Below are 17,715 nucleotides of genomic sequence, written 5' to 3' on the forward strand. Positions count from 1 at the left end.
TCGCCCGCCAGCGCCCGAAACCATCATACCAATGGATCGCAGGCCGACAATGCACTAACAATCAATTTGGACCAGTCAGATGAGGCTGCTCAAGCCCCTATAGAGAGCACGCACAGGTAAGGTGATAGATTGATCGCAGGGGAAACGTAGGAGGGAGTATCCAGGGGCGGAGCCCAATTTGCGCTTGTGTTTACCAGACCTTTTGTATGCTCCGTTGCTTGTAAGTGCTCATTGGGAAGCCGGTAACTTGCGGTGAAGCGTATTGAAGGCTGCACTTTGGTTGTATGTGCTGTTATTCCTTTGGAAGTTCGTATTGCGACTTCAAGAGAGTAGCTTCATTGAACCCTTGAGGCGTCGTTCCGCATCTTTTGCAATCGCCATGAGTCTTTCCTGCCGAGTTGGCTCACTAACGGCGTCGCTAACCGGTATAGGCCTGCTCTCGACAGGGCGATCCGACTTTTCATTGTTCGACCGGCTTGGAACGTTTTTCGGTGTATGCGGATTCTTAGATTTTGCCATTGCCCCTAACTCCTAGCCTCTTCGAAAATAGAGTGATGATTGTTTTCTGGCAACCGCCCGGAGATCAACACCAGCAACACAGGCGTGTCGCCCCTTCGCACCAGTCTCGCGGTCGTATAAGTGCAGTTCGTTACGCCCAACTGGGCGGGACAAAAAACTGCTCGGGGGCCAGAAGTTGGACAAACTGTCAGTGATGCAAGCTTTTCGCCGTATCGTTGAACGCGGTAGTTTTGCCCGTGCCGCGGAAGACCTTGGTGTATCTCCCGCGCTTCTCAGCAGAGAAATCAAGCTTCTGGAAGAAAGTCTGGGAACCGTCCTCCTCACCAGAACGACCCGATCGATGTCACTGACTGACACCGGCAGTCTTTATTACCAAGATGCAATTGGAATTCTCGACGCGGTCGAAAAAACGGAACAGACCATTAGGGAAGGTTCAAAAGCGATGCGTGGACACCTTCGGGTGAATGCGTCAAGTTCCTTCGGCCAAACCGTTATCGCACCGATGCTTCCAGAGTTCTTGGAAACCTATCCCGATTTGCGATTTACGCTTTCGATGGACGACAAGGTGATTGATATGGTCGAGGGCGGGTTCGATCTATCGATACGTATCCGTGCTGCCATGCCGGATTCGGCACTTGTTGCCCGACGGATCGGCGTGATGCGGCAAAGAATATTTGCGTCTCCTGACTATTTGGAGCGATGCGGGACTCCGACCCAGCCGGCGGATCTCAAAAACCACGCGATCATCGGCTTTTTGCTTGCTGATCATTTGACGAGCTGGAAGCTCTCGGCCGCCGAAGGTGTCACAACATTAGAGCTTGATCCGCGCGTGCGCGTCGGCAACAGCCTCGTTTTGCGGGATCTGCTAATAGCGGGGCAAGGTATCGGAACACTGCCCGAGTTCGTTTCTGATGCTCCTGAAGCCAGTGGGACCTTGGTGCGAGTTCTTCCTGACCACGAACTGCCTGCGCCGGAAGTATTCGCCGTTACAGCATCTCGTTTGGGAATGGACGCAAAGGTCAAAGCCTTTCTTGATCATCTGCGCCTGGCTCTCAAGTCGTGACATTGTTCAATACAGGTAAAGAGTGATGTCAAAGAGCGCGACTTAATTGGCGGCGCAACAAATTCCATTCTCTCAGGGAACAAGTCACAGCCCTGAGAGGTATCCTATGTCACGTATTCTCGTTCTCTACTATTCAAGCTATGGCCACGTCCGCACATTGGCCGATGCAGAAGCTGAAGGCGCCAGAAGTGTTCCCGGCACCGAAGTGGACGTTCGGCGTGTGCCCGAAACCGTCCCAGAGGAAGTCCGCCTGCAGGCTGGCTATGTCGTCGATGATACGCCTATCGCTTTGCCGGCAGATCTGGAAAACTATGATGGAATAATTTTAGGAACACCGACCCGATTTGGCATGATGGCCGGCCAAATGAAGTCGTTTCTGGATCAGGCCGGAGGGCTTTGGGCCAGAAATGCTCTGGTTGGAAAAGTCGGGGCGGTCTTTGCATCAACAGGTTCGCAACACGGTGGGCATGAGGCCACCCTTCTGACAACGCAAGTCCCGCTTCAACACTTTGGGATGCTGATTGCCGGAATGCCCTACACATTTGCTGGCCAGACTACATCAAAAAAAATCATTGGCGGCGCCCCATATGGTGCCGGAACGATCGCTGGCGCTGATGGTTCCCACACACCTACCGAAACCGACCTAGCCGGAGCGCGGTTCCAGGGCGCTCATGTTGCAAGAATTGCCGCATGTCTCGCCGGATCAAATCTGCAAGAGGAAGCAGCCTAACCCGCGCGCCTCTGACGTCTCACTCAACTTTTCCAACGCCTCAGCCGGGAGACACACTATGTCACGCTCAACCGACATTCTTCTCACTGCGCTCGCCCCAGCGGTATGGGGGAGCACCTACCTGGTAGCTACGGAAGCGCTTCCGGCGGGCTATCCTATTACCCTGGCTGCGTTACGAGCTCTGCCTGCTGGCTTGTTGTTGCTTGCAGTGACGCGCTGCGTTCCACCACGCGAATGGCTCGGTCGAACTTTCGTCTTAGGCAGCCTCAATTTCGCTCTGTTCTGGGTGCTCCTCTTCGTTGCTGCGTATAGGTTACCCGGTGGTGTGGCCGCCACCCTAGGATCGTTGCAAGCAATGATCGTGATTTTGATGGCGTGGGGATGGCTGGGAACCCCAATACGACTTGGTGCACTCGGCGCCGCCGCGACTGGCGTAATGGGTGTGTCTCTGCTGCTGATCGGGCCGGAAGCACAACTTGATTGGATCGGTATAGCAGCGGGTTTTGGAGGAGCCGCGTCAATGGCTGCTGGCACTGTTCTCAGCCGGAAATGGCAACCTCCGGTCTCGGCGCAGAGTTTCACAGCGTGGCAATTAACAGCCGGTGGTTTGATACTGTTGCCAGTCGCACTGTTTCTTGAGCCGCCTCTACCTGCGCTCAGCGCGACAAATGTCGTCGGCCTGATTTGGCTTGGGTTGATTGGTGCTGCAGCAACCTATGCTCTTTGGTTTCGTGGCATAGCGCGCCTGGAGCCCAGTGCACTCTCGATGCTCGGCATGATGAGTCCTGTTACAGCTGTAGTGTTAGGCCGGGTATACTTGGGACAAACTCTTAGCATCACTCAGACTATAGGAGCAGCCATAGTTATTGGCTCTGTTGTGGTCGGCCAGAGCGTGAGTCGAAGGGACAATTCGGGTTTGAAAAAATGGAGACCAGCAACAGCTGGATCTGTCTGATGGGTGTTGAGTCGCAAACAATGAGCCCAATCACGCAAGCGGGCGAGGAATGGCTCAGCGCCTCGCTCAAGCCCGTTCGCCAGATCCCTAGAATATCGAAGTCCTAGGTTTCCGTGCGCAACATGAAGGGGATGGGTTCTGGTGCCGCAGCATCTGGGCGATCCAAACCTCCCATAGCTATTGTTGCGTTGTGGACGAGCGATCCAAAGCGCTGAGAGCGCTCAAGGCGTGCGTTTCTATTTCAGTGCTGTCGTGTATCGAAAACTGCCTTGGATGCTGCCAGTAAGCGCCCCAGCCAGTCTGGTGCTACTCACAGCACTCGTTAAGCTTTCAGAGTGAGCCTACACTCAACCACCTTGCCGCGCAGGTAATTGACCATCCATCAGCGCGCATCGCGCCCCGAAGTAGTTCCTAGTTCTGGTGCATCCAACCCCTGCAGGCGCACCGGTGTCGCGCTAATCACAGATGCCGCGATGCGTGCGATCATACAGGGGACGCAAACGCTGAACGAGAGCGACGGCCTCCTGGGCTGTATCAGCACCATAGACGCAATCTTCACGAATATTCTTATATCGCGTCCTCTCATCGATCGGCGCGTCGGCAAGTCGTCCGCTCCAGCCATTGCAGCGAAGCGCGATCAACAGCCGTCGATGGATCCAAGCGAAAGCCATCTCCGAAAGTGTCCCGGCACCGCCGCCGATCGCGATCACTGCATCTGCTTGGGCCATCACGAGGTTTCGCCCATGATCCAGCCCGGTCGGGATGACGATATCCGCGTTCGAAGATACGCGAGGACCGCCAGGATCTCTGCCTGGAAGCAGGCCGATACACGCGCCATGCACCCAGTTTGGCGACGTCCGCCCGCCTTCAAGCGCGGCGTCCATGACACCACCCATGCCGCCAGTCATCACCGCAAAGCCCTTATCGACCAGGCATCGGCCCGTGCTAAAGGCAAGTTCTAGGCGCCGATCCTCGTCGGGAAGTGTCGCATCTCCGATCACTGAAACGATCTGGCGGCGTTCTGTGCAGTTCATTGATATTCCTCTTCGATTCGCGTCTCTCTTGCAATCAGTCGTGCGATCACCGCCTCGCGCATTGCGGCCCTGGCGGTCTCGCGCGTCTCTCCCGGTTCATGAAGATAAAGCGGCTTGCGGATCCAAATGGGCGCTCGCGCGGCCTCGACCATCGGCAGCATAAAAGCCCAGTCTGACGCCAGTTCGACATATGAACCGTCGAGCCGAAGCGCCTCGTCGGGCACTCCGTCGAAGAGACCTTTTCGGAAACTGCGCAGATGCTGCCAGACATTGCCGCCGCGGTTGCCTCGCGGATTGTCGAAGCACACCTTGTAGTCGACACTCTTGTCCGTGCGCAACATGGAGCCAACGGTCAGGTCAGCACCCGCGTCATAGGCATTGGCAAGTTGGGTTAGCACATCACGGCCAATCAACTGATCGTCGGCATCGAGCGTCACTATGATCTGCCCGGGTGTGGCGCATAGATCGCGGATCGCATGAACGGTATTGGCCAGCAATCCGGCACGTCGGCGCCTCGCAACAAAGCTCACTCGATGAATGTCGCCGGAAAGCATGTGCCCGACTTCCTCGGCGATCCAAGGGACCGATGCGTCATCGACAACGATGGCACCCCAATCCTGACGATCTTGTCTGAGAACCGAGTCCCAACAACGTCGGAACCGCTCCGGTGTCACGTTGTGTCCGCAGATGACAAATACAAAGCGCTCGTGACGTTCTGCCTGCCGCCAGTCTTTCGCCCCTCCGGTCCATTCAATTTGATCGACCTGAACTGTCGGCACCCGCCCCCTCGCAACGGATGCACGCACTTCTTCCCACGCCTCGATATCACGCTTGCGAGCATTCGGCGGATGCAAACAAAAGCCGCCGACACAGCCTCCCCGTAAGGAAGTTCCCCGACCAAGCCGCACTGCTTCATCCATCGCACGATGCCATGACAGATCTGGAGCGCCGTTCCGCTCGGTGTTCGGCAGCGGAAGGATTGCGTTCATTCGCTTGAGGCAGACAAGGCTCAATCGGCTTTCGACCCGCCATGGGCCTTGCGACCCAGTAGCCGTCCATCGCCTGTGGCCTTCGTGAGCAACGGGAAAACTGGCTGTCAGCGCTTGCGGATCCTCCCGCAATGCCGCGACCAGCTCGCTCACCGGGTCGCGGTTTCGGTCTGTGCGCGCGATCATCATGTCGATATCGGCATGAAGCACGTTCGGGCCTATGCAGGCATCGAACCCAGCCAGAAGCGCCCCAGTCGCGGCGCCGCCAGCGCTATGACTTGCAGCGAGATCAAGTCCAAACCAGCGGAAATTGAGCGCCCTGAGAGCTGTAGGCGAGGATGGTGTCTCCACGATACGGTCGATCTCGCCTTCGTTCAGTAGGCGCTGGGCCGCGTTGCGTAGAGCCGAAAGGTTCGCTTCGGCATGCGGTCTCGGGAAGCCTTCCCTGCGCGTGTCGAGGGCCAGCACTGTCTCGTTGAAAACACCGGGATGCTCCAACGCTGCCAAGATGTCGCGCAGTTGCAGATCCAGCGCCTCGGCGTCCATTGCACAGGCCTTGATCAACAGCGAAACATCGGGCTTCGAAGCGGGTGCCAGTTCGAGAACAAGCAGATCGGACACGGTTTCGAAGCGCTCGAATTCGATGCATCGGCGTTCATGCCGCGCCATGATGCGAAACCCGGAGCGCATCAGTCGACGGCGAAGCAATCGCTCGCTTCGATGTCTCTCGTGAAGAACCCGTCCTGTCGCGCGCACCGTCTTGGTCCATTCCGCAGCAGCATGATTGCCAGGAGTCGAAAGTGGCGTGGCTTCGGCCACGTAGGACCTGTGCGCATATGCGGGGTGACACAGCGCGAACAGCACTCGCCCGTCTGTCGCGAGGGCAGCCCGCAGATCAGTGAGGACTTTGCCCAGCTCATCCTCGTCCAACAAACAGGCGACGCGTCGACATACGACAAGATCGAACGGGCCGGACGTGATGGCTTCTGCGGCCGTTTTGGCCCTGTGCACACCAAGCGAAGCCAATTCATCCAGACGTGTTTCGACGCCAGGATCAGGATCCCAGGCAACGACCTTAGCCCCCGCTCGGGCAAGCGTGGCCGCCTGCTTGCCCTTGCCGGCCCCATAATCGAGAACCCGTTTCGGACGCAATGCCAAGGCGCGCGTGACCGTCGGATCTACCGGCAACTCCAAGCCGAGTCGTTCACGCACAGCCCGGATTAGGTTCTCATGCCCTTCAAGCTCAGGTAGATTCACATCATGCAGCGATTGGCGCATCAGCAGACCGATGTCGCTCCGCCACCACCATCGCCAGCACAACCAGGCACGACGGCACATCCGCGCGAATTCCAAACCTTCGGCCTTCGGATCATCGACCGGTATCAGGTCTGCCCCGTAGTCGATCAAGCGCACAGAACCGTTCGCAACCCGCAGGTTCTTCGGATGCAGGTTTCGGCAAACGAGCCCTGCGCGATGCAAATCCGCGAGCAGCTCGACAAGGCCTGGCCCGTGCCCGCCCGCCCAAGGATCCGATGCTTCGAACGGCAAACTCATTAGCCAACCCAGAGATGTCCGCTCTATCGTCTGGGGCTTGATCAGTGCCGTCGTCGAGGAGGTTTCTCCAGTCAACATCCGGAGTGTAGGAACGGCTTCGGCCACCTGTTCCGATGTCCAGCGGTCGAAGAGTTTCCAGATCGTGCGCCCATCGGTAAAAACCACGCCTTCCGCGCCTTGCCCAAGGACATGAATGGGTGTGGACGTCTCGACCGAAGCACAAGCGGCTTGGCCACGTTCCTCGGCCAACAGCTGTGGAATTGCGTTCGAACGGCGCACCCTTCCGGAATACTCCATGATGCGCGCATCCATGCCAGAAAGGAAATCTCGAACCTCCACTGGGCCAAGAACACGGACCGCAGATTCGATTTGCGCGAAATTCTCCGTTGAGAACATCTGGAGCAGCTGTCGTGCCTGCGCGTCGAGTGTGATGCGCGCGACATAAGTCGGTGCCTCGTTTCGGATCCAATCCAAGAGCTCCAGTGCAAGGCCACGAATGCGGAAGAAGGAGAGGCGCAGAACGGCGAGGCGCTCGTCTTCATATTTTCCGCAGAGCGCCTCGACAAGGTCCGGGTCTTCGTCGGCATCTACCAATGCGCTGAAAATTGCAAAACCACGCACATCATCGGCGATCCCTGCAAGATCAAGCTTTTGTGGTGGTGGAAGGCTACTACGGTCGTGCCGCACCGGAACAGGGACCGAGATGACTTGTCGATCGAAACGACGCTCATGCATAAGTGCCCAGATCATGTCCGATCGCCGCGTCGGACGCCCTCCGATGGTGGGAGAAATATTTGGCAGATCCAACAAGGCTTCGGGATCAAAAATAAAGGTATTTCCGCCCCGATGGAGCGCATCTGCGGCTTCAAAAACGCCCATGGCATCTGGGTCCGCCATCAGCGGGCGCAGCGGAGCTTCACCTGCAAGGATGCGCGGGATCATCGTCTCCAACCGTGCAAGCGCATCCCCGCAGCTCTCGTCGGAGTGTTTCGGTTCAAGTGCAAAAGGAGTTTCAAGCCGGTCGGTCTCGATCCGGGAAAGATCATGATAGTAGTCTCGCCGGCCTGCACGCAGCACAGCATTGTGGGGTTGTGCTGCCGGAACCGGTGCGTCCTCGGGAGAGGCCGACAACCGCCGCAGGTTCCACAGCAGGTCCATCAGTTGCCCTCGGATACTGGCAACGGCAGGAAGCGGCGGTGCGCCGGTATAAGTCCCGATGCAGATGTCCGCGCCCGTTGCGCGCATCCTGCGCAACGCTTGGGCAAGTTCGAGAGGTCGACGCTCTGACCCGGAAGACGTCGCAATAATCGGATCGAGACGCATGTCATCGTCAAGAATCCAGACTACACAACCCGGTCTTTCCTGCGCCATGTGATAGAGGCAACTTTGAAGGGCCGTTCGCGCATCGGAGATGGCGAGTCGCCCTTGTCGGTCCACACCCTCCGGACGCCAAGCCCCTTTCCTCTCAAGCAGTTCCAGCCCCGCTCGATCCACGACACGAATCCGTAGGCGGTCCCTCTTCTGCGCCACCATGGAGGCGAAACTTTGTCCAGAAATCGCTTCAGGTCGGTTCTCAAGCAACAAAACGTCGGGCGGCGCAAATTCCTCGGCCTCGACCCTCTCGGCCAAGTCGTCCAGAAGACGAGAGAGCGACTGGACGCGTCGGTCATCTGCGATGATGCCAACAATCAATGGCGGTGTCCCTTCCGACTGTGGAAAGGAAGGTCTGTCTGGCGGAATTTCTTCGCCAACGTCTCGGTCCTGATTTGGCCCTTCGACCGGCTGCCAATCAAAGAGCTTCTGCGCGCGATTGAGATGCTTGGCGCGCACGGTCGGCGACATCAGTGGTCCGTGAATGCGATCGAACATCTCCAGACCGGAATGTTTGGCCACCGAACCGGGAGACGAAAGCCGAGGGCGATCAACACAGGCATAATGGTGCACACTTGGGGCTGATGTCGTCGCATATCGCAGGTTGGGACGGCGGCACAGCCTGATCCACAGGTCGCGGTCAGTGCAGCTTTGCAGCGCTTCGTTGAAGCCTCCAGCCTCGAGCAGGATGTCGAGCTGTGCCGCAAAAGTGGAGCCTTGAATCCCTGGGTTCCGCTCCATGAAAAGACTGGCGTCCACCGCGGCAGGCGGGTCGATCCTGCGCGCATCCAAATCTGACTCGAGGCGCAGGAAAGGCGCCGCGACGACCTCGGCACCTTCTCGGATGCGTGCCTCGACCGCAGCGAGATGCTCAGGCGTCCATTCATCGTCGTCGTCCAGGAAAGCAACGAAGATATCCGTCATACCGGCGTGTTTTCGCACCAGATGATCAAGCCCAGTATTCAACGCACCCGAGAGCCCTTTTGTCCGGCGGTTGTGAAGAAACTGAGCGGTTGGGGCCGCCACTTTAACTTCCTGGGCAAGGTCAGTTGTTCGTTCGTCCTCGACTACGATAATTGCATCCGCAGGGCGAGATTGAGAGAGGGCGGAAGGTAGTGCGCGTTGCAACAGCAAGTTATTGCGCGCATGCGTTGCCAGCATCGCGACGATGGTCGGTCTGTTCATGGTCATCCCCGATGAAAGGAAGCAATTGGCTAACCGTCTTCCTTGCGAGAGCATGTCGGCTTAAGAGGCTTGCGGGATCGGTCATCGTGGATCCATCAAGCCCGATCCGGCACGTCAAACAACCAAGAGCAGCTGCAACCTTGAGTAGTTATTGGGTGGTGAGGTGTCAATCTCGAGGTCGAATGTCATGCCGGTTGATTGTGAAGACCGGAACCAGTTTGAGCAGCCTCATCTGACTGGTCCAAATTGATTGTTGGTGCATTGTCGGCCTGCGATCCAGGCGAGTTTGTCCGATGTGTCGCCGCATGTGTTGCGGCACACGGCAGCTGTCCACATGGCCGAGGCAGGCATCGCGATGGAGGAGATCGCTCAGTTTCTCGGTCATTCCGACTCGCGGATCACGGCGTCTGTCTATGCGCGCTACAGCCCGGAACACCTCCGCAAGGCCGCCAGCGCGTTGGAGTTCGACTAGGCTGAGGTTCAATGAACTGCAGATCACTGTCTTGAAAGCAAAAAGGCGCCCTTGGGCGCCTTGTTTTATTGGTCGGAGTGAGAGGATTCGAACCTCCGACCCCTGCCTCCCGAAGACAGTGCTCTACCAGGCTGAGCTACACTCCGACCGTGGCGGGTGATCTATACGCGGCGTGTCTGATGCGCAAGAGGATTCTGTATTTCGATCACCCGAATCTTTCGAACGCAACAACCAAAAAAGGGCGGCGCACCGATAAGGTCGGAACCCGGTAATTTGAGCAGGTCTTCACGAATCGAAAAAACGAGCGGTTGCATGTCTGCGTTCTTCTGGTTGATCGGCACGCAAGAGTGCCCGCCAATTTGTTCACCCCTGCCGGGCAGGTCACAATTGCACCGGTGCTAAGACGTCGAGAGGTTCACAGGCACGTTGAAAGACAAGGGAACCGCACCTCTTTGCGGCGGAAACCCTGTGGTCTTCTTGTCCGCTCTCGCCCGCGCAGCCATCGTCATGAATTGGTTGTGAAGCATCACAGGCAATCACGGCAAGGGGTCTGTTTGGTACAGACGAATTTTGGTTCCACCATGGTCGACGACCGGTCCTGGCGCCAGCAAAGGCAGGCGTGTGGCCCGGGCAAGCCCCGGAGCGCTGGTGATCACGCCGACCCGCCATCCCTGGAACCGGTTCATCAAGGTCTTGCCCATCGCACCATAGACTGAACGCAAGCGTCTTTCGTCACCAATCCGCGCCCCGTAGGGCGGGTTCACAATGACCAGCCCCGCAGGACCTTCGGGGGGTTTTATGTCACTGACGGAACGCTGTTGAAACCGTGTCACATCACTGACCTGGGCCCTTTCGGCATTGGCAGTCGCCGCGTCGACCGCGCCCGAGTTGCGATCCGAGCCGTAGAAGGTAAGCGCGCATTCCGCCGTCTTCGTTTCCCGTCGCATCTCCTGCCACTGATCTGGGTCAAAGCCCGCCAGGTCTTCGAATGCAAAACTTCGGGAGCGGCCAGGGCGCAGACCCAGAGCGATCTCGGCGGCCTCGATCACGAAGGTACCGGATCCGCACATCGGGTCCAGTACAGGTTCATCGCCCGAGTAGCCACACTCTCTCAGGAACATGGCGGCCATTGTTTCGCGCATTGGGGCCTTGGCAATGGCTTCCTTGTGACCGCGTTTGTGCAGCAGCTCGCCGGAACTGTCGACCGAGATCGTGCAGATGTCTTTCTCGATTCGAAGCAAGACCCGAAGGTTTGCCTCGGATGAAATCGAGGTGCCCAATGTCTCGGATATTGCCCGCTCGATCCTCTGACGAGCTGCACCGGCGTGATAAATTCTGGATTTGCGGCTGATGGCTTCCACCTTGACCGGCACGTCAGGACGCAAAACGGTGCCCCAAGGAAATTTCCGAGCACGTTTGTCCAATTGGGCAAGGTGCACGGCGGGGAAACTGCCCAGTCGCACCAGAACCTTGTTGGCGCCGCGCAGTGTCAGGTTGGCGCGCCAGACCTCGGGCCATGAACCCCGGCATGTCACCCCGCCGGGTACAGTTCTGACCTGCGCGAATCCGTTGAATTGCGCCTCGTCACCAAGAGGCGCCTCGAGGCCAGGCGTGGCAACCAGAAAGATTTCCAAATCTGTGTCTTTTTCCATTCCGGTTGCTTACACTGGAACCTTGTTGGGCGCGATATGCAATTATACGCCATGGAATCAGAAGAAATGACCGATCAATCGCAGGATTGTGTGGTTCATCCTCAAGTTTTGGCGGTAACAGGTTTGCGTTTGTGACCTTCCCCGCGTAAAGGGTCCTTGATCGGAAATACGCCTGCGGATTTTGGACCGTTTTCGACGCTTTTGCGACGGAGGCTCGAAAAAACCGCGCTATTGCATGACCCCGAAAGGGCGTTGGCAGAGCTGGCGCAGAAAAGAGGCTTGGAAGAACGTAGCAACATGCAAACTTTCAAACTGAAAAAGGGGCTGGATCTGCCGGTGGAAGGCGCTCCTGACCAGACCATTCACCCGGGCCCGGAATACTCGACCGTTGGCGTCCTGGGCGGTGACTACATCGGCCTGAAACCCAAGATGCTGGTGCAGGAAGGCGACAGCGTCGTACGTGGCGCGCCGCTGTTCTGTCACAAGGATGCGCCCGACGCGATGATGGTCGCACCGGTAAGTGGCAGGGTCGTCGCGATCAACCGTGGTGCCCGTCGGGTGCTGCAAAGCGTCGTGATCGAAGTGACAGATGTCAATGACGCCGGTGTTGATTTCTCGGGCATAGGGGATGCCGACAGCTCCGAAGGCGTGACGGCCAAACTGTGCGCCGCCGGCCTGTGGACGTCGTTCCGCACACGTCCGTATTCGAAAATGCCGAACCCCGGCGCCAAACCGGATGCGATCTTTGTCACGGCCGTGGACAGTGACCCCCTGGCCGCTGACGCTGCCACAATCATTGCCGAGGCGGCCGAAGAATTTACCGCCGGTTTGGCGGCAGTCAGCACATTGACCGAGGGCAAAACCTATCTTTGCCAAAAAGAGGGTGACACGATACCCGGCGCAGATGTCGCCGGTGTCGAAGCTGCATCTTTCGCAGGCCCGCACCCATCGGGGCTGGCCGGAACGCATATTCACTTCCTCGAACCCCTTGCAGGCGACAAGCAGGTCTGGACCATCGGGTATCAGGATGTCATCGCCATTGGCCGCCTGATGCTGACCGGCCATCTGGATCCGAATGTCGTGATTGCCCTGACGGGGCCGGGTGCGCGTCAACCGCGTTTGATCCGTACCGTGATGGGCGCATCAACTGACGATCTGACCCGCGACGAAGTCGATGTGGACGGCACGCCCCGTATCATTTCGGGTTCGATCCTGTCGGGCCGGCGCGCAGACGGCCCGACCGCCTATCTGGGCCGGTTCGCGCGCCAGATCAGCATCATCCGTGAAGATCCCGATCAAATCCCGTTGGGCTGGATTCGTCCGATGCCGTCGAAATACGCGGTCCAGCCTGTATTGGGTTCGGCATTCGCCAAGAAGCTGTATGCCTTCACGTCCAACCTGAACGGCGGGCGTCGGGCCATGGTGCCCACAGGTGTTTTCGAAGACCTGATGCCGCAGGACTATCTGCCCACTCAGTTGCTGCGGGCGCTGCTGGTAATGGATACGGACACTGCCCAAGCCCTGGGTGCGCTGGAGCTGGACGAAGAGGATCTGGGCCTTGTGGGCTTTGCCTGTCCGGCAAAATATGAATACGGGCTGGCGCTTCGCGACTGCCTGAGCAAAATTGAAAAGGAGGGCTGAGCCGAATGGGTTTGCGCAGCTTCTTTGACAGGATCGAGCCGAACTTTACCAAGGGCGGCAAGTACGAAAAGTACTTCCCCATCTACGAGATGGTGGAAAGCTTCATCTACACTCCAAAAACCGTGACCACAGTGGCGCCGCACGCGCGGTCCTATGTGGATATGAAGCGGATCATGACCTATGTCGTGATCGCGACGATCCCCTGCATCCTGTGGGGGATGTGGAACACCGGCTATCAGGCGAACTCGGCGATTGCTTTGCTGGGGCCGGAATCGGCCACCGGCTGGCGGATTGCTTTGTTGCAGATGTTCGGGATTTCGCTGGACCCGTCCAGCATCTTTGCCAACGTCATGCATGGTCTGATGTATTTCCTTCCGATCTACATCGTCACGCTTGTCGCGGGCGGTATCTTCGAGGTCATCTTTGCCACCGTGCGCGGCCATGAGGTGAACGAAGGCTTCCTTGTTACATCAATGCTTTACACGCTGATCATGCCTGCTTCGACGCCCCTGTGGCAGGTGGCATTGGGCATCATCTTCGGCGTCGTGATCGGTAAGGAAGTGTTCGGGGGCACCGGCAAGAACTTTCTCAACCCCGCGCTTGTGGGGCGGGCGTTTTTGTATTTCGCCTATCCGGCGCAGATGTCGGGGGATGCAGTCTGGACACCCGTTGACGGGTTCTCGGGCGCGACTGCATTGGGTGTGTCTGCGGCCGAAGGCGTGCAGGCGCTGGCCGCCGAAGGCATAACCTGGTCGAGCGCGTTTTTCGGCACCATTCAAGGCAGCTTTGGCGAGACATCGACACTGGCCTGCATGATCGGTCTGGCTTTCCTTCTGATGACCAGGATCGCCAACTACCGCCTGATTGTGGGCTGTCTGGCGGGCACCATCGGCTTTACCCTGCTGCTGAACCTGATCGGATCGGATACCAACCCGATGTTCGCGATGCCGTGGTACTGGCATATCGTATTGGGCGGTTATGCTTTCGGGCTGGCCTTTATGGTGACGGAACCGGTTTCGGCCAGCCACACCAATGTAGGGCGTTATATCTACGGCGCTCTGATCGGTGTCATGGTCGTGATGATCCGCGTGATCAACCCGGCTTTCCCCGAAGGCATGATGCTGGCAATCCTGTTCGGCAACGTCTTTGCACCGCTGATCGATTATTTCGTCGTGCAAGCCAACATCAAACGGAGGGCGCGTCGCCATGTCTGATACGCAATCCCCAGATCAAAACGAGGCACCCAAGGGCGCATTGGCCAAATTCCTGGCGGCCTCGCCGGATTCTGTTGGCAAGACGATCTTCATCGCCGTTGCCGTCTGTCTGGTCGCCTCTATGGTTGTGTCCGCGGCCGCAGTCAGCCTGCGCCCGGTGCAAGAGGCCAACCGCCTGAAGGACAAACAGGTAAACGTTCTGCAAGTTGCGGGCGTGTTTGAGCCGGGCATCGACGTAACAGAGGCTTTTGCTGCCTTCGAACCACATGTGCTGGAGCTGTCCACAGGCACCTTCGTCGATGATCAGTTTGATCCGACCACGTTTGACGACATCGCCGCCGCCAGCGATCCAGAGCTGAGCGTCGCGCTGGACAATGACCCAGCCGGTATCGGACGCAAATCCAAGTACCGTGTTGTCTATCTGCTGCGCGATGATGCGGGTGATCTGGACAAGGTGATCCTGCCTCTGCACGGATATGGCCTGTGGTCGACACTCTATGGATTTATCGCGCTTGAAAACAACGGCAACGATATCTACGGCCTGCAATTCTATCAGCATGGTGAAACTCCGGGTCTCGGGGCCGAGGTGGACAACCCACGCTGGAAAGCCCTGTGGAACGGGAAAAAGCTGCGCGACGAAGCAGGGGATCTGCAAATCACCGTTGCCAAATCGCAGCCCGCAGCCGGGCCAGATTTCTACGTGGATGCGTTGGCGGGGGCCACGCTGACCTCGGTCGGCGTCGATAACCTTGTGAAATTCTGGATGGGCGATGCGGGCTACGGTCCCTTCCTGGCCAAACTTCAAGCAGGAGAGATTTGATGTCCCAGACCAAGAAAGAGATGCTGGTCGACCCGCTTGTCGACAACAATCCGATCACATTGCAGGTGCTGGGCATCTGTTCGGCGCTTGCGGTGACATCATCGCTGCAAGTGTCGATGGTGATGGCGCTGGCGGTGATCTTCGTGACCTCGTTTTCGTCGTTCTTCATTTCATGCCTGCGAAACCAGATCCCCGGTTCGATCCGGATCATCGTTCAGATGGTGATCATCGCGTCGTTGGTGATCCTGGTGGACCAGATCCTGAAAGCCTATGCTTTCGAGATTTCGAAAACCCTGTCGGTTTTCGTCGGCCTGATCATCACCAACTGCATCGTGATGGGCCGCGCCGAGGCATTTGCGATGAAGAACCCTCCGGTTGCGTCCTTCATCGACGGAATGGGCAACGGCATGGGCTATGGTCTGATCCTGCTGCTGGTCGGCTTCATTCGCGAGCTGTTTGGCGCGGGGTCGCTGTTCGGCGTCACGATTCTGGAAACCGTCAACAACGGCGGCTGGTACGTGCCCAACGGCATGCTGCTGTTGCCGCCCTCGGCGTTCTTCATCATCGGTCTGATCATCTGGGCCTTCCGCACATGGAAGCCGAACCAGGTGGAAGAGCGTGAATACAAAATTCAGCAGGTAGAGGCCCACTGATGGAAGGTCTGATCTCACTGGCCGTAAAGGCCATCTTTGTCGAAAACCTTGCGCTCAGCTTTTTTCTTGGCATGTGCACTTTCATCGCCGTGTCCAAGAAGATTTCGACAGCGCTGGGGCTGGGGATTTCGGTCATGGTCGTGCAGGCCATCACCGTGCCTGCCAACAACCTGCTGCTGAACTACCTGCTGAAACCGGGCGCGCTGGCCTGGGCCGGGTTCCCGGATGTGGACCTGACCTTCCTTGGCCTGATTTCCTATATCGGCGTGATCGCGGCGATGGTGCAGATCCTCGAGATGGTTTTGGACAAGTATTTCCCGCCGCTTTACAACGCGCTGGGGATCTTTCTGCCACTGATCACGGTGAACTGCGCCATCCTTGGCGGGTCGCTGTTCATGGTGGAGCGTGACTATAACTTTACCGAGGCGGCAACTTATGGCTTGTCTTCCGGTTTTGGCTGGGCGCTGGCAATCACGGCAATGGCCGGAGTGCGGGAAAAGCTGAAATATTCGGACATTCCCGATGGTCTGCAAGGTCTGGGCATTACTTTCATTACCGCAGGTCTGATGGCTATGGCCTTCATGTCCTTCTCGGGCGTGAAACTGTAAGGGGGCGTTGATGGAAACCTTTACCTTAGGCGTAGCTCTTTTCACCGTAATCGTTCTGGCATTGGTGGCCATCATCATGGCCGCCCGATCCAAGCTGGTATCGACTGGAAACGTCAACATTACGATCAACGGCGAAAAGACGATTTCCGTTCCGGCAGGTGGCAAGCTGCTACAGACACTGGCTGCCGAGAAGCTGTTTGTCCCTTCGGCCTGCGGTGGCGGCGGCACCTGTGCGCAGTGCCGGGTGCGGGTGCATTCGGGGGGCGGGTCGATCCTGCCGACCGAAGAAAGCCATATCACGAAACGTGAAGCGTCATGTGGTGATCGCCTGTCTTGCCAGGTGGCGGTCAAGCAGGACATGGATATCGAAGTTCCGGAGGAAGTCTTCGGCGTCAAGAAATGGGAATGTACCGTTCGGTCGAACGAAAACGTAGCGACCTTCATCAAGGCGTTGATCCTGGACCTGCCCGAGGGCGAGGATGTGAACTTCCGCGCCGGTGGCTACATCCAGATCGAAGCACCAGCACACCAGTTGAAATACACGGATTTCGACATTGAAGAGGAATATCGCGAGGATTGGGATCGCTTCAATCTGTGGCAATATGAATCGGTGGTGACCGAACCCATCGAGCGCGCCTATTCGATGGCCAACTACCCGGACGAAAAAGGCATGATCATGCTGAACGTCCGCGTGGCCTCGCCGCCGCCGGGGTCCGAAGGCATTCCGCCGGGTCAGATGTCGTCCTACATCTTCAACCTGAAGCCGGGTGACAAGGTCACCATTTCAGGCCCATTCGGCGAGTTCTTTGCCCGTGAAACTGACAAAGAGATGGTCTTCATTGGCGGCGGCGCCGGTATGGCACCCATGCGCAGCCATATCTTTGATCAGCTCAAGCGGCTTCAGAACCGCAACCGGAAGATCAGCTTCTGGTACGGTGCGCGGTCGAAGAAAGAGATGTTCTTTGTCGAAGACTTCGACAGTCTGGCTGAAGAATTCGACAATTTCGAATGGCACGTGGCCTTGTCGGACGCGCAGCCCGAGGACAATTGGAAAGGCTATACCGGCTTCATCCACAACGTATTGTTCGAAGAATACCTCAAGAACCACCCCGCGCCTGAGGATTGCGAATACTACATGTGTGGTCCGCCAATCATGAACCAGTCGGTCATCAACATGCTGCTGGATCTGGGCGTGGACCGCGAAGACATCATGCTCGACGATTTCGGCGGGTAAGGAACAAAAAAGAACCGGCGT

The 17,715-nt window shown here is 57.7% G+C and carries 13 protein-coding genes and 1 tRNA gene; 10 read left to right on the forward strand and 4 right to left on the reverse strand.

Annotated features, from left to right (window positions below):
- The first annotated feature begins 694 nt into the window (after positions 1-694).
- From GS614_RS11785 to GS614_RS11795, 3 genes are all read left to right on the forward strand, one after another.
- Positions 695-1,582, forward strand: coding sequence for a LysR family transcriptional regulator (locus tag GS614_RS11785; RefSeq protein WP_171726371.1), 888 nt, complete (start codon positions 695-697; stop codon positions 1,580-1,582).
- A 106-nt stretch (positions 1,583-1,688) separates the two neighbouring features.
- Positions 1,689-2,312: an NAD(P)H:quinone oxidoreductase gene (gene wrbA, locus GS614_RS11790; RefSeq protein WP_171726372.1), complete on the forward strand. Its 624-nt coding sequence runs from the start codon at positions 1,689-1,691 to the stop codon at positions 2,310-2,312.
- A gap of 58 nt (positions 2,313-2,370) precedes the next feature.
- Entirely contained in the window at positions 2,371-3,267 is an 897-nt protein-coding gene (locus GS614_RS11795; RefSeq protein WP_171726373.1) for an EamA family transporter, read from the forward strand.
- Positions 3,268-3,722: 455 nt separating this feature from the next.
- Here GS614_RS11795 and GS614_RS11800 read toward each other — a convergent pair whose 3' ends face one another.
- The gene (locus GS614_RS11800) at positions 3,723-4,301 is read right to left on the reverse strand and encodes an LOG family protein (RefSeq protein WP_171119133.1); all 579 of its coding nucleotides are present in this window, start codon (positions 4,299-4,301) and stop codon (positions 3,723-3,725) included.
- Positions 4,298-9,400 carry a glycosyltransferase gene (locus GS614_RS11805; RefSeq protein WP_171726374.1) on the reverse strand — a complete coding sequence of 1,701 codons (5,103 nt, stop codon included), beginning with the start codon at positions 9,398-9,400 and terminating at the stop codon, positions 4,298-4,300. Before GS614_RS11805 ends, GS614_RS11800 begins: the two co-directional genes overlap by 4 nt.
- A 286-nt stretch (positions 9,401-9,686) precedes the next feature.
- On the opposite strand from GS614_RS11805, the gene GS614_RS11810 reads away from it, so the two are divergent.
- Positions 9,687-9,872 carry a tyrosine-type recombinase/integrase gene (locus tag GS614_RS11810; RefSeq protein WP_253284257.1) on the forward strand — a complete coding sequence of 62 codons (186 nt, stop codon included), beginning with the start codon at positions 9,687-9,689 and terminating at the stop codon, positions 9,870-9,872.
- A gap of 69 nt (positions 9,873-9,941) precedes the next feature.
- Here GS614_RS11810 and GS614_RS11815 read toward each other — a convergent pair.
- Both GS614_RS11815 and GS614_RS11820 read right to left on the reverse strand, forming a co-directional pair.
- Positions 9,942-10,018: transfer RNA gene (locus tag GS614_RS11815), tRNA-Pro, on the reverse strand.
- A gap of 390 nt (positions 10,019-10,408) precedes the next feature.
- Positions 10,409-11,524, reverse strand: coding sequence for a class I SAM-dependent RNA methyltransferase (locus GS614_RS11820; protein WP_171726375.1), 1,116 nt, complete (start codon positions 11,522-11,524; stop codon positions 10,409-10,411).
- Positions 11,525-11,821: 297 nt separating this feature from the next.
- Here GS614_RS11820 and GS614_RS11825 point away from each other — a divergent pair, with 297 nt between their 5' ends.
- The 6 genes from GS614_RS11825 to nqrF are packed head-to-tail and all read left to right on the forward strand — an operon-like array spanning position 11,822 to position 17,694.
- Positions 11,822-13,165: a Na(+)-translocating NADH-quinone reductase subunit A gene (locus GS614_RS11825; RefSeq protein WP_171726376.1), complete on the forward strand. Its 1,344-nt coding sequence runs from the start codon at positions 11,822-11,824 to the stop codon at positions 13,163-13,165.
- 5 nt (positions 13,166-13,170) lie between these two features.
- The gene (locus tag GS614_RS11830) at positions 13,171-14,379 is read left to right on the forward strand and encodes an NADH:ubiquinone reductase (Na(+)-transporting) subunit B (protein WP_171169456.1); all 1,209 of its coding nucleotides are present in this window, start codon (positions 13,171-13,173) and stop codon (positions 14,377-14,379) included.
- Complete coding sequence (locus GS614_RS11835; RefSeq protein WP_171331060.1) at positions 14,372-15,199, forward strand: Na(+)-translocating NADH-quinone reductase subunit C; 828 nt, start codon at positions 14,372-14,374, stop codon at positions 15,197-15,199. The genes GS614_RS11830 and GS614_RS11835 overlap by 8 nt, the downstream gene beginning before the upstream one ends.
- On the forward strand, positions 15,199-15,852 hold the full coding sequence (locus tag GS614_RS11840; RefSeq protein ID WP_152460184.1) for an NADH:ubiquinone reductase (Na(+)-transporting) subunit D: 654 nt from the start codon (positions 15,199-15,201) through the stop codon (positions 15,850-15,852). Before GS614_RS11835 ends, GS614_RS11840 begins: the two co-directional genes overlap by 1 nt.
- Positions 15,852-16,460, forward strand: coding sequence for an NADH:ubiquinone reductase (Na(+)-transporting) subunit E (gene nqrE, locus GS614_RS11845; protein ID WP_152460185.1), 609 nt, complete (start codon positions 15,852-15,854; stop codon positions 16,458-16,460). The genes GS614_RS11840 and nqrE overlap by 1 nt, the downstream gene beginning before the upstream one ends.
- A 10-nt stretch (positions 16,461-16,470) precedes the next feature.
- Positions 16,471-17,694, forward strand: a complete 1,224-nt coding sequence (gene nqrF, locus GS614_RS11850; RefSeq protein WP_171169459.1) for an NADH:ubiquinone reductase (Na(+)-transporting) subunit F — start codon at positions 16,471-16,473, stop codon at positions 17,692-17,694.
- Positions 17,695-17,715 lie beyond the last annotated feature (21 nt).

The organism is Ruegeria sp. HKCCD6604 (assembly GCF_013110635.1).
Classification (GTDB): domain Bacteria; phylum Pseudomonadota; class Alphaproteobacteria; order Rhodobacterales; family Rhodobacteraceae; genus Ruegeria.